The 12,709-nt window shown below is 70.6% G+C and carries 10 protein-coding genes, 1 tRNA gene and 1 pseudogene; 3 read left to right on the top strand and 9 right to left on the bottom strand.

From position 1 onward, the window contains the following. Positions 1-162: 162 nt before the first annotated feature. Complete coding sequence (gene ppc, locus GA0115234_RS06645; protein WP_093540144.1) at positions 163-2,892, top strand: phosphoenolpyruvate carboxylase; 2,730 nt, start codon at positions 163-165, stop codon at positions 2,890-2,892. A 27-nt stretch (positions 2,893-2,919) separates the two neighbouring features. On the opposite strand, the gene GA0115234_RS06640 is transcribed toward ppc, so the two are convergent. The 7 genes and pseudogenes from GA0115234_RS06640 to GA0115234_RS06610 all read right to left on the bottom strand — a co-directional run bounded on the left by GA0115234_RS06640 (position 2,920) and on the right by GA0115234_RS06610 (position 8,673). Next, a complete protein-coding gene (locus tag GA0115234_RS06640) occupies positions 2,920-3,390 on the bottom strand; it encodes a hypothetical protein (protein ID WP_093539912.1) in 471 nt (156 codons plus the stop codon). Between the two features lie 124 nt (positions 3,391-3,514). Then, entirely contained in the window at positions 3,515-4,108 is a 594-nt protein-coding gene (gene pth / locus GA0115234_RS06635; RefSeq protein ID WP_093539911.1) for an aminoacyl-tRNA hydrolase, read from the bottom strand. A gap of 166 nt (positions 4,109-4,274) precedes the next feature. Continuing rightward, positions 4,275-4,862: a 50S ribosomal protein L25/general stress protein Ctc gene (locus GA0115234_RS06630; protein ID WP_093539910.1), complete on the bottom strand. Its 588-nt coding sequence runs from the start codon at positions 4,860-4,862 to the stop codon at positions 4,275-4,277. A gap of 203 nt (positions 4,863-5,065) precedes the next feature. Next, complete coding sequence (locus GA0115234_RS06625) at positions 5,066-6,040, bottom strand: ribose-phosphate diphosphokinase (RefSeq protein ID WP_030976866.1); 975 nt, start codon at positions 6,038-6,040, stop codon at positions 5,066-5,068. 121 nt (positions 6,041-6,161) lie between these two features. Beyond that, the gene (gene glmU, locus GA0115234_RS06620; RefSeq protein ID WP_093539909.1) at positions 6,162-7,610 is read right to left on the bottom strand and encodes a bifunctional UDP-N-acetylglucosamine diphosphorylase/glucosamine-1-phosphate N-acetyltransferase GlmU; all 1,449 of its coding nucleotides are present in this window, start codon (positions 7,608-7,610) and stop codon (positions 6,162-6,164) included. Positions 7,611-7,717: 107 nt separating this feature from the next. After that, a tRNA-Gln gene (locus tag GA0115234_RS06615) sits at positions 7,718-7,788 on the bottom strand. Positions 7,789-7,799: 11 nt separating this feature from the next. Next, positions 7,800-8,673: pseudogene (locus GA0115234_RS06610) on the bottom strand (hypothetical protein). Between the two features lie 155 nt (positions 8,674-8,828). On the opposite strand from GA0115234_RS06610, the gene GA0115234_RS06605 reads away from it, so the two are divergent. Then, positions 8,829-10,145, top strand: a complete 1,317-nt coding sequence (locus tag GA0115234_RS06605) for a sensor histidine kinase (RefSeq protein ID WP_093540143.1) — start codon at positions 8,829-8,831, stop codon at positions 10,143-10,145. A gap of 199 nt (positions 10,146-10,344) precedes the next feature. Here the strand turns inward: GA0115234_RS06605 and GA0115234_RS06600 are convergent, their stop codons facing one another. Together GA0115234_RS06600 and GA0115234_RS06595 are read right to left on the bottom strand one after the other, a co-directional pair. Further along, positions 10,345-10,878 (bottom strand): SUKH-3 domain-containing protein, encoded by a 534-nt coding sequence (locus tag GA0115234_RS06600; protein ID WP_093539908.1) that lies wholly within the window; start codon positions 10,876-10,878, stop codon positions 10,345-10,347. A 10-nt stretch (positions 10,879-10,888) separates the two neighbouring features. Continuing rightward, positions 10,889-11,413 (bottom strand): YwqJ-related putative deaminase, encoded by a 525-nt coding sequence (locus GA0115234_RS06595; protein WP_093539907.1) that lies wholly within the window; start codon positions 11,411-11,413, stop codon positions 10,889-10,891. Between the two features lie 315 nt (positions 11,414-11,728). Here GA0115234_RS06595 and GA0115234_RS06590 point away from each other — a divergent pair, with 315 nt between their 5' ends. Further along, positions 11,729-12,706: an SMI1/KNR4 family protein gene (locus tag GA0115234_RS06590; protein WP_093539906.1), complete on the top strand. Its 978-nt coding sequence runs from the start codon at positions 11,729-11,731 to the stop codon at positions 12,704-12,706. The last annotated feature ends 3 nt before the right edge of the window (positions 12,707-12,709 follow it).

The following is a 12,709-nucleotide window of genomic DNA, read 5'->3' as shown; positions in this document are numbered from 1 at the left end:
GGACACCTATCCTGGTGGGGTCGGACAGCGCGGTCCGCACTCTGCTTCCCGGGGTGACGCCAGCACCGCTGCCTGTCGTGGCCCCCGGAGAACCCCTGTGGCCGCTGCCTGCCGCGGCCCCGGAGAACCCCTGTGCTCAACCACTGCAAGGAGCCGCACACCGTGAGCAGTGCCGACCAGACCCCCGCCGCCAGCCCCGAGCTGCGCGCCGACATCCGCCGCCTCGGCGACCTGCTGGGCGAGACCCTCGTACGCCAGGAAGGCCAGGAACTCCTCGACCTCGTCGAGCGGGTCCGCGCCCTCACCCGCACCGACGGCGAGGCCGCGGCCCAGCTCCTCGGCGACACGGACCTGGAGACCGCCGCACAGCTCGTGCGCGCCTTCTCCACCTACTTCCACCTCGCCAACGTCACCGAGCAGGTCCACCGCGCCCACGAGATGCGCGACCGGCGCGCCGCCGAGGGCGGCCTCCTCGCCCGCACCGCCGACCGGCTCAAGGACGCCGACCCCGACCACCTGCGCGAGACCGTCAAGAACCTGAACGTCCGCCCCGTCTTCACCGCGCACCCCACCGAAGCCGCCCGGCGCTCCGTACTCAACAAGCTCCGCCGCATCGCCGCACTCCTGGAGACCCCCGTCGTCGACGCCGACCGGCGCCGCCAGGACCTCCGCCTCGCCGAGAACATCGACCTCATCTGGCAGACCGACGAACTGCGCGTCGTCCGCCCCGAGCCGGCCGACGAGGCCCGCAACGCCATCTACTACCTCGACGAACTCCACGCCAACGCCGTCGGCGACGTACTGGAGGACCTCGCCGCCGAACTCGAACGCGTCGGCGTCGAACTCCCCGCGGGCACCCGCCCCCTCACCTTCGGCACCTGGATCGGCGGCGACCGCGACGGCAACCCCAACGTGACCCCCGCCGTCACCTGGGAAGTCCTGATCCTCCAGCACGAGCACGGCATCACCGACGCCCTCGAACTCATCGACAACCTGCGCGGACTCCTCTCCAACTCCATCCGCTACACCGGCGCCACCGACGAGCTGCTGACCTCCCTCCAGGCCGACCTGGAACGCCTCCCCGAGATCAGCCCGCGCTACAAGCGGCTGAACGCCGAGGAGCCCTACCGCCTCAAGGCCACCTGCATCCGGCAGAAGCTCGTCAACACCCGGGAGCGCCTCGCCTCCGGCACCCCGCACCGCCCCGGCTGCGACTACCTCGGCACCGCCGAACTCCTCGCCGACCTCGAACTCATCCAGACCTCACTGCGCGAGCACCGCGGCGGACTCTTCGCAGACGGCCGGATGGACCGCACCATCCGTACGCTCTCCGCCTTCGGCCTCCAGCTCGCCACCATGGACGTCCGCGAACACGCCGACGCCCACCACCACGCCCTCGGCCAGCTCTTCGACCGGCTCGGCGAGGAATCCTGGCGCTACGCCGACATGCCCCGCGACTACCGGCAGAAGCTCCTCGCCAAGGAACTCCGCTCCCGCCGCCCGCTCGCCCCCACCCCGGCCCCCCTCGACGCCGCGGGCGAGAAGACCCTCGGCGTCTTCCACACCGTCAAGGAAGCCTTCGAGCGCTTCGGCCCCGAAGTCATCGAGTCCTACATCATCTCGATGTGCCAGGGTGCCGACGACGTCTTCGCCGCCGCCGTCCTCGCCCGCGAGGCCGGCCTGATCGACCTGCACGGCGGCTGGGCCAAGATCGGCATCGTGCCGCTCCTGGAGACCACCGACGAGCTGCGCGCCGCCGACGTCATCCTCGACGAAATGCTCGCCGACCCCTCCTACCGCCGCCTCGTCTCACTCCGCGGCGACGTCCAGGAGGTCATGCTCGGCTACTCCGACTCCTCCAAGTTCGGCGGCATCACCACCTCCCAGTGGGAGATCCACCGCGCCCAGCGCCGCCTCCGCGACGTCGCCCACCGCTACGGCGTACGCCTGCGCCTCTTCCACGGCCGCGGCGGCACCGTCGGCCGCGGCGGCGGCCCCTCGCACGACGCGATCCTCGCCCAGCCCTGGGGCACCCTGGAGGGCGAGATCAAGGTCACCGAACAGGGCGAGGTCATCTCCGACAAGTACCTCATCCCCGCACTCGCCCGGGAGAACCTGGAACTGACCGTCGCCGCCACCCTCCAGGCCTCCGCACTCCACACCGCACCCCGCCAGTCCGACGAAGCCCTCGCCCGCTGGGACGCCGCGATGGACACCGTCTCCGACGCGGCCCACGCCGCCTACCGCAAGCTCGTCGAAGACCCCGACCTGCCCGCGTACTTCCTCGCCTCCACCCCGGTGGACCAGCTCGCCGACCTGCACCTGGGCTCGCGGCCCTCCCGTCGCCCCGGCTCGGGCGTCTCGCTCGACGGCCTGCGGGCCATCCCGTGGGTGTTCGGCTGGACCCAGTCCCGGCAGATCGTCCCCGGCTGGTACGGCGTCGGCTCCGGCCTCAAGGCCCTGCGCGAAGCCGGTCTCGACACCGTCCTGGAAGAGATGCACGAGCAGTGGCACTTCTTCCGGAACTTCCTCTCCAACGTCGAGATGACCCTGGCCAAGACCGACCTGCGCATCGCCCGGCACTACGTCGACACGCTCGTCCCCGACGAGCTGAAGCACGTCTTCGACGCCATCGAGGCCGAGCACGCGCTGACCGTCCAGGAAGTCCTCAAGGTCACCGGCTCCACCGAACTGCTCGGCACCAGCCCGGTGCTCCAGCAGACCTTCGCCATCCGTGACGCCTACCTCGACCCGATCTCCTACCTCCAGGTCTCGCTGCTGGCCCGCCAGCGCGAAGCCGCCGCACGCGGCGAAGAACCCGACCCGCTGCTCGCCAGGGCCCTGCTGCTCACCGTCAACGGCGTCGCCGCGGGCCTGCGCAACACCGGCTGACCCCCACCGGACCGGGTACGGCCCCGCTCACAGCGCGAAGAACGTCGCCACGAGCAGGGCCGTACCCGCGAGCCCGGTGCACCAGCCGGTCCGCGACATCCGCAGCCCCCCGCCGATCACCAGCCCCGCCAGCAACAGCGCACCGCCCAGCGGCACCCAGGCATGCAGAAAGCCCGGCGTTCCGGTCCGCACCACATCGTCCGTACCCGGCTTCACCACCACCGGGAACCGGTCACCCCTGCGCGCCGCGACGGAACTGTCGATCGTCACCCGCGACCGCGCGACCGCCTGCCCCGACGGCGCGAACGGCCCCGTGCAGACATCGGCGCCGCACCCCGTCACCGTCATCGTGCCGTGCTCACGGCCCTTGGCCAGAATGATGTGGTGCGCCTCGTTCCAGGACGACAGCACACCCGCCACCAGCAGCAACAGGACAACACAGCCCATGGCGGCGTTGCGGGCGTAGACCAGGGCGCGGTGGGAGGAGCTCCGCTTCATGGGGAGCGATCCTTGGGCAGACCGGGGCCACCGGTCAACTCGTGGCCGAAAAACGCCGGGGTACCGGCAGGAATGTCAGAGTTGTACGCGCAACCGTGCCCTGCGACTTGTACGCACCCCGCGCCTACGAGTTGTACGCGCTCTGCGCGCGCTCCAGGCCCTCCGCCAGCAGGCACTCCACCGAATCCGCCGCCCGGTCCACCAGGTACGCGAGCTCCTTGCGCTCGGTGGACGAGAAGTCCTTCAGCACGAAGTCCGCGACCTGCATCCGCCCCGGCGGCCGCCCGATCCCGAACCGCACCCGGTGATAGTCCGGACCCATCGACTTGGTCATCGACTTCAGCCCGTTGTGACCGTTGTCGCCGCCACCCAGCTTCAGCCGCAGCGCCCCGAAGTCGATGTCCAGCTCGTCGTGGATCGCCACGATGTGGTCCGTCGGCACCTTGTAGAAGTCGCGCAGCGCCGTGACCGGCCCGCCCGAGAGATTCATGTACGACATCGGCTTGGCCAGGATCACCCGCCGGTTCGCCGGTCCGGGCGGACCCATACGGCCCTCCACGACCTGCGCCTGCGCCTTCTGCGCCCGCTTGAACTTCCCGCCGATCCGCTCGGCCAGGAGATCGGCCACCATGAAGCCGACGTTGTGCCGGTTCGCCGCGTACTCGGGGCCGGGATTGCCGAGGCCCACGATGAGCCAGGGTTCGGTGGCGTCGGACATCTGCGCTCGGTCTCCTCGCGTACGACGGCTGATTGCGCTGATTACAGGGAAGCTGATGACGGGGAAGCTGATGACAGGGAAACGGGGCGGCGGTCCTCGAACAAGGAACCGCCGCCCCGTCAGTCAAGCAGTGAAGCAGTCAAGCGGTGAAGCAGTGCGACGAGGCTCAGGCCTCGGCGCCCTCGCCCTCGGCACCCTCGGCAGCCGGCTCCTCGGCCTGCGCGGCGACGACCTGGAGCACGACGGCGTCCTCGTCACCGGCCAGCACGGAGCCCTTGGGCAGCGGGATGTCCTTGGCGAGAACGGACGCACCGGCGTCCAGGCCCGCGACGGAGACCGTGACCGACTCCGGGATGTGGGTGGCCTCGGCCTCGACCAGCAGGGTGTTCTGGACGTACTCCAGCAGGTTGCCGCCCGGGGCCAGGTCGCCCTCGACGTGCACGGCGATCTCGACGTTGACCTTCTCGCCGCGCTTGACGGTCAGCAGGTCGACGTGCTCGATGTCGCCCTTCAGCGGGTTGCGCTGCACGGCCTTCGGGATGACCAGCGCGTCCTTGCCGTCGATCTCCAGACCGATCAGGACGTTGGCGGTCTTGAGCGCCATCATCAGGTCGTGACCCGGCAGGGTGACGTGAACCGGCTCGGCACCGTGGCCGTAGACGACCGCGGGAACCAGGTTGGCGCGACGGGTGCGACGGGCGGCACCCTTGCCGAACTCGGTACGGACCTGGGCGTCGAGCTTGACCTCAGCCATGACTGCACTCCTCGTAAGGTGACGAAACTTGGATGGTCACCCGGCCCACGACAGGCCTGCTACGAAGAGCGCGTCGATAACGGACCGCCGTACACATGAGTACGGCCTCCCTCGCCGAGCAACTCACTGAGTCTACCCGGCGGGGAGGCCGCCCCCAAAGTGGATCTTCGGAGCCGCTGCTCCGACCACCACTCCCGCTGCTCCTACTGCTCCTCGAAGAGGCTCGTGACCGAACCGTCCTCGAAGACCTCACGCACCGCGCGCGCGATCGTCGGCGCGATCGAGAGCACCGTGATCTTGTCGAGCTCCAGCTCGCCCGGGGTCGGCAGGGTGTCCGTGAACACGAACTCGCTGACCTTGGAGTTCTTCAGCCGGTCCGCGGCCGGACCCGACAGCACACCGTGGGTGGCCGTCACTATGACGTCCTCGGCGCCGTGCGCGAACAGGGCGTCGGCGGCGGCACAGATGGTACCACCGGTGTCGATCATGTCGTCGACCAGGACACAGACCCGGCCCTTCACATTGCCGACGACCTCGTGGACGGTCACCTGGTTGGCGACGTCCTTGTCACGGCGCTTGTGCACGATGGCCAGCGGGGCGTCCAGACGGTCGCACCAGCGGTCGGCGACCCGCACCCGGCCGGCGTCCGGGGAGACGATCGTCAGCTTGGAACGGTCGACCTTGGCACCGACGTAGTCGGCCAGGATCGGCAGCGCGAAGAGGTGGTCCACCGGGCCGTCGAAGAAGCCCTGGATCTGGTCCGTGTGCAGATCGACGGTGAGGATGCGGTCGGCACCCGCCGTCTTCATCAGATCGGCGACCAGACGGGCCGAGATCGGCTCACGGCCGCGGTGCTTCTTGTCCTGACGGGCATAGCCGTAGAACGGCACGATCACCGTGATGGAACGGGCCGAGGCGCGCTTCAGCGCGTCCAGCATGATGAGCTGCTCCATGATCCACTTGTTGATCGGAGCGGTGTGGCTCTGGATCAGGAAGCAGTCGGCGCCACGGGCCGACTCCTGGAAGCGGACGTAGATCTCACCATTGGCGAAATCGAAGGCCTTCGTCGGCACGAGGCCGACACCCAACTGGTGCGCGACCTCCTCGGCCAGCTCGGGGTGGGCGCGGCCGGAGAAGAGCATCAGTTTCTTCTCGCCGGTCGTCTTGATCCCGGTCACAGCACAGTCTCCTCAGACGTGTTCCTGGCGCTGCGCGCATGTTGTCCCGATGCGCAACGAGCCAGCCGAAATGGGGTGAGCATCTATCACGGTACGCCGTGCTCGGCGTACCTGTTTCCGGTCAGCTTTCGCTGTTGCGCTCCGATGCGGCGGCCTGGGCCGCCTGCGCGGCGCCGCTCCCCGGACGCTTGCGGGCCACCCAACCCTCGATATTCCTTTGCTGGCCGCGGGCGACGGCCAGCGAACCGGGCGGTACGTCCTTGGTGATGACCGAGCCGGCCGCGGTGTAGGCGCCGTCCCCGACCGTGACAGGCGCCACAAACATATTGTCCGACCCGGTACGGCAGTGGGAGCCGATCGTCGTGTGGTGCTTGGCCACGCCGTCGTAGTTCACGAAGACGCTGGCCGCACCGATGTTGGTGTGGTCGCCGATCGTCGCGTCGCCCACGTAGCTCAGGTGCGGGACCTTGGTGCCCTCGCCGATCGTGGCGTTCTTCATCTCCACGTACGTACCGGCCTTGGCCTTCGTGCCCAGCCGGGTGCCGGGCCGCAGATAGGCGTACGGGCCGACCGTGGCGCCCTCGCCGATCTCCGCCCGGTCCGCGACCGTGTTGTCCACCCGCGCGCCCGCCCGGACGACGGTGTCCGTGAGCCGGGTGTTGGGGCCGACCTCGGCGTCCTCGCCGAGATGCGTGGTGCCGAGGAGCTGGGTGCCCGGGTGCACGAGCGCGTCCCGCTCGTAGGTGACGGTGGCGTCGATCACCGTGGACGCCGGGTCCACGACGGTCACACCGGCCATCATGGCCCGCTCCAGCAGCCGCTGGTTCAGCAGCCGCCGGGCCTCGGCCAGCTGGACCCGGTTGTTGATGCCGAGGATCTCGCGGTGGTCGACGGCGACCGAGGCGCCGACCCGGTGCCCGGCCTCGCCCAGGATGGAGAGGACGTCGGTGAGGTACTCCTCGCCCTGGCTGTTGTCGGTGCGGACCTTGCCGAGGGCGTCGGCGAGCAGCCGGCCGTCGAAGGCGAAGACCCCGGAGTTGATCTCCCGGATCGCGCGCTGGGCGTCGGTGGCGTCCTTGTGCTCGACGATCGCGGTGACCGCGCCGTCGGCCGGGTCGCGGACGATGCGGCCGTAGCCGGTGGAGTCCGGGACCTCGGCGGTCAGCACGGTGACGGCGTTGGCGTCGGCCGTGTGGGTGGCGGCGAGCGCGCGGAGCGTCTCGCCGGAGAGCAGCGGGGTGTCGCCGCAGACGACGATCACGGTGCCCTCGACGGCGCCCCCCAGCTCGTCGAGACCGACGCGCACGGCGTGGCCGGTGCCCTTCTGCTCCGCCTGGTGGGCGGTCCGCAGCCGGTCGTCGGCGGCGGTGAGGTGTGCGGTGACCTGCTCGCTGCGGTGGCCGACGACCACGACGAGGTGTTCGGGGTCCAGTTCGCGGGAGGCGGCGACGACATGTCCGACGAGCGAGCGCCCGGAGATCTCGTGCAGAACCTTGGGGGTCTTCGACTTCATGCGGGTGCCCTCACCCGCTGCGAGGACGACGACGGCTGCCGGGCGTTCGGAGCTCACGGAAATGCCCTTCGGCTTCGGGTGGTGGACACCCGAAGGATACCGGGGGGGTATGGGGCGGGCATGGGTGCGGGCCCCGACCTCTGAGGTCGGGGCCCGTCATCGAGCTCCCGGGGAAGGAATCGAACCCTCATTCAATGGACCAAAACCATTTGTCCTGCCATTAGACGACCCGGGATAGATTGTCCGTCATGTCCGAATTTGCCGATCGGGCATCGAGGCAGCCCCTACTATGCCGTACCACCAGCCCTCGATGCGACGGTACAGGTCAGCACTTTTCAGAACTCGCACCACCAGGCAACCCCGGTAGCCCTCCCCGACGTTCTTCCGGTTGGTCCTCGGGGGGGTGCCTCTTGATCGTCGTCTTGCCGAATGCGGACGTATCGGCGCCCGTCGGGGTGGCCCAGAACCGCTCCGCCGACGCGACATCGGCCGTCTCGTGGATGTGTACGTGAAAGCGGAGCCGCTCGTCGCCCACTCCCAGCAGGCGGAGCCGGGCGAGGAAGACCTTGATCATGTCCGGGTCGCTGTTGACGAACGAGACCCGCTCCTGCGTGCGGTGGGGCTTGGACTTGGAGCCCTCCGCCCAGTAGAGGCCCACGCCGAGCAGGAACAACTCGTTCGCGCTCATGGTGTCGATCTCGCTCCGTGCCCGTCTCCTCGTCTCCTGGCGCTCCTCGTCGCGCCGCCGAAGCGTGGGCTCCCAGCCGCGCCGTGCGATGGCGGATGCTTCCTCCCGTGTCCGCTTGCGTTCCGGCTTCGGCAGATCCCGCACCCACAGCGAGATCGAGCTCTTCGAGCGGCCCAGCTCCACCTGGATCCGGTCGTACGTCATGCCCTGGCCGCGCAGGTCCCGGGCCTTCTCCCGGAGGTCGTCCTTGGCGCGTGGGCGCTTCGTCCACTCCGGGGCGGGCTCGCCTCGGACGAGGCGGCCCAGGATGTCGTTGTTGTGGATGTGCAGCCGGTCGCGGATCTGCCGGAGGCTGAGGCCCTCCCGGCGTAACGCGATCGCCTGCTCGCGCAGGTCTTCGAAGTTGGCGTACTTGCTCGTGATTTCCGTCATGCGACGAGCATCGTCCGGAATACGGACGTCCGGTGCGAAAGCCTGCCCGATTCGCCATTTCAAGCGATAAGTAGGCGTTTCGCCTTCGTTCGGTGGACGCACATGGTGTTGCCGTCGCCCGAAAACCAGGTGCGCCCGCCCGTAGGGTGGACGGCATGACCGCAACGGGGGCAGACCGGGACGCGGCGGGTTCGACCACCCGCGGCTACTGGTGGTGGGAACGGCGGCGCAGTGTCGCCCTGGATGTGGGGCTCGGGCTCCTGTCGGCGCTGGAGTGCGCGCTGGAAGGGGTGGAGTTCGCCGGGGACACCGGGTTGCCGGTGCCGATGGGTGTGCTGTTCGGGCTGTTCGCGGGGTCGGTCCTGGTGGTGCGGCGGCGCTGGCCGCTCGCGGTGGTGCTGGTGGCGATCGCGACCACGCCGGCCGAGATGGGCTTCCTGATGGGCCTGGTCGGCCTCTACACGCTGGCCGCCTCCGATGTGCCGCGGCGGATCACCGCGGTGCTGATGGGGATGTCCTTCGCGGGGACGTTCATCGTCACCTACGTACGGCTGCGGCAGAGCGTCGCCCAGCAGGACGACTTCGGGCCGGGCGACTGGTACGTACCGCTGATCTCCCTCTTCATGTCGCTCGGGCTCACCGCGCCGCCCGTGCTGTTCGGCCTCTACATAGGGGCCCGGCGGCGGCTGATGGAGAGCCTGCGGGAGCGGGCGGACTCGCTGGAGCAGGAGTTGTCGCTGCTCGCCGACCGGGCGGAGGAGCGGGCGGAGTGGGCGCGTGTGGAGGAGCGCCACCGGATCGCCCGCGAGATGCATGACGTGGTCGCCCACCGGGTCAGCCTGATGGTGGTGCACGCCGCCGCGCTCCAGGCCGTCGCGCCGAAGGATCCGGCGAAGGCGGTGCGGAACGCGGCGTTGGTCGGTGACATGGGCCGGCAGGCGCTGACGGAGTTGCGGGAGATGCTCGGGGTGCTGCGGACGGGGGACCCGGTGACGGCCCGGCCGGCCTCGGTGCCGCTGGCCTCGGTCGGTCGGGCGGCGGCCGCCGCGGCCGCCGCGGCGACGGAGGACGGGCCTCGGCTGGACGAGGTGGAGACCCTGGTGGGGGAGTCCAGGGCGGCCGGGATGACGGTGGAGCTGTCGGTGGACGGTGAGGCGCGCGCGTATCCGCCGGAGGTCGAGCAGACGGCGTACCGGGTGGTGCAGGAGGCTCTGACGAACGTCCACAAGCACGCGGCGGGTGCGAAGACCTGGGTGCGGCTGGCGCACCGGGGCGCGGAGGTCGCGATGCAGGTGGAGAACGGTCCGTCGGACGCGGCCACGGCGGACGCGGGGCTGCCGAGCGGTGGCAATGGCCTGGTCGGCATGCGGGAGCGGGTGCAGGGGCTCGGCGGTGTCTTCGTCTCGGGCCCGACGGACGCGGGTGGCTTCCGGGTGTCGGCGGTGCTGCCGGTGCAGGGGGCGGCGGCCTGATTCGCCGGGGCCGGTGGGGGCGGGCCGGGTCGGTCCTGCGGGGCGGAGCCGACGACCTGGCGACCGGCTCGACGCGGTGGCCTCTGGGCACTCCGAGCCCTCGGGCACGTCGAGCCCTCGGGCACGCCCCGTGCCCCCGAGGGCGTGCCGCATCCCCGCCGAGTACGCCCCGCGCCGCGGGCACGTCCCCGCCGCTCGTTCAGCCCGAGACGAGGCGTTCCGGCTGGATGCCCGAGATCAGGGTGGCCAGTGCCTGGTCGATGTCCGGGCCGAGGTACCAGTCGCCGGTGTGGTCGATGCTGTAGACGCGGCCCTCGGTGTCGATGGCCAGGACCGCCTGGCCGTCCCCTTCCTCGCCCAGGGGGCTGACCTCGGTCTCCAGTGCCCGGCCGAGGTCGCCGAGGGTGCGGGCGAGGTGGAGTCCGCTCAGTGGGTCGATGCGTACCGGGGCGGGTGCGATCTGGCGGCCCGGTGCGGACGCGGAGATGTGGAGTCCGCCGAATTCGGCCCAGGCCTCCACGGCCGCGGGGAAGACCGCGTGCTGGTGGCCGGCGGGCGAGGCGTGCGAGCGCAGCGCGTCGGCCCACTCCTCGGCCTGGCGGATGTCCCAGCGGCCGGGCTGCCAGCCGGCGGCGCGCAGGGCGGCGTCGACGGTGACGGGGAAGCGGGTGGAGTCGTGCCGGTCGCGCTCGGCGGGGCCCGTCTGTTCGGGCAGGTCGGTTCGGTCGTGCATCGGCGTGCGGTCAGCCCTTCTCGGCGGTGGTCGCCGACCCGGTGGTCGTGAGGTCGACGGGACGTACGCCGAAGTGGGCGAGCATCGCCGTGCAGGAGCGGCACGGGGGCGCGTAGCTGCCGTGCATCGGGTCGCCGTCCTCACGGATGCGCCGTGCGGTGAGTCGTGAGTGCTTGAGGGCGCGCCGGGCTTCGCCGTTGGTCAGCGGCTTGCGCTGGGCGCGCTTGGAGCGGGTCGACTCCGCCGCGGTGAGCTGGCGGGAGAGCAGTATCGCCTCGGGGCAGCGGCCGGTGAAGCGTTCGCGCCGGCCGCTGGGGAGGGTGTCGAGGAAGTCCTGGACGAGTGGGTGCAGTACGGGGGGCTGGTCGCCCTTGCCCGCGGTGCAGGTGAAGGTCTCGCCGCGTACGGACAGGGCCGCCGCGACTGCGGGCAGGATGCCGTCGCGGCGGTGGCGCAGGCGGGGTGCGCGGCTGGTGTCGGTGCTGCTCCAGCTGAGGCGTGGATCCCCGGATGTGACTGATTGTGCAGTGGTCATGGTGCTTTCCCTCCCGTGCCCGCAGCGGTAGCTGCGCGATGTGCACGCCCCCCGAGTTGCGGTGACAGCCTGCCAAATGTCCGGGCTGGTGGGGAAGCTGGGGCGGTGAAACGTGTCTCCGTGTCGCCCGTCGGGGGCAGGAGCGTCGCTCGTCCGTCACGCCGTTGTGACGGTTCGTGACGGGTGCGGAGGGGGAGTCGTACGACAGGTCACATGAGCGAGACCCGCCCTTGCGGCACCGCATAGGCTGTGCCCGGACCGTCCCCCTCGGGCAGGCCGGTCCTCACCAGCCAGACGCAGCAGGGGGCAACCGCCATGACGACAGGTCGGCTCGGGCAGCAAGCCGCGCCACCGAACGCGGCCTACGCCGGGCAGCTCGTGCATTTCCCGGACCCGGTCCGGGCGTCCCGCCATCCCGGTGGTGTGCGCATGGACGGGAACGGCAGCCCGGACTTCGCGCCGTACGCGCGTGCCGCCGCCGAGATCGCCGAGCCGCCGCAGGGCTTCGGGGTCGATGAGCTGCGGCTCACCGATTATGTCTCGGCCAATGCGGCGCTGGCGGCGAGCGGCCATGAGCTGTGGGACACGATCCCGGCGGTCGCCACTCCGCACGGCTGGACGTGGCACCACGTGCCGGGGGGCCGGCGGATGGAGCTGGTCCCGGTCGAGGTGAAGGCGCTGCTCAGGCATCACGGTGGTCTGGCGGCGACGGCGGTGGACCACGGCAAGCGGGGGACCCGCCCGTTGCAGGAGACCCGGCCGGCGCACTTCCGGCTGCCGAAGGGTGCCGTGGCGGTGAGCGAGGCGCAGGTGCTGAACGTCGAGGAGGATCTCGGCTACCGGCTGCCGGGTGCCTACCGTTCGTTCCTCAAGGCGGCGGGCGGTTCGGCGCCGGTCGGCGCGGCGCTCGACGCGGAGCTGGGGCTCCTGGTCGACCAGCCGTTCTTCACGGTGCGCGAGCAGGCCGCGGCGAACGACCTGGTGTACATCAACAAGTGTCTGCGCGATCACCTCACCAAGGACTTCCTGGGCGTCGGTTTCGTCCAGGGCGGCATCGTCGCGGTGAAGGTGAAGGGCAACGGCGTCGGTTCGGTCTGGTTCTGCGCGTACGACGATGCCCGGGACCGGGACGGCTGGAACGTCCAGGAGCGGGTGGACCGGCTGTTGCTGCCGTGCGGTGACGACTTCGACGCCTTCCTGCGGCGTCTGGCGGGCAATCCGCCGGAGCTGGAGACCGTGGCGAACCTGATGGTGGACGGCGGCTTCGCGCGGGCCGTCCCGGTGGAGGGGTGAGCG

The organism is Streptomyces sp. DvalAA-43, from assembly GCF_900091725.1.
Classification (GTDB): Bacteria; Actinomycetota; Actinomycetes; order Streptomycetales; family Streptomycetaceae; genus Streptomyces; species Streptomyces pulveraceus.
This window is presented reverse-complemented; position numbering and strand designations above follow the sequence as displayed.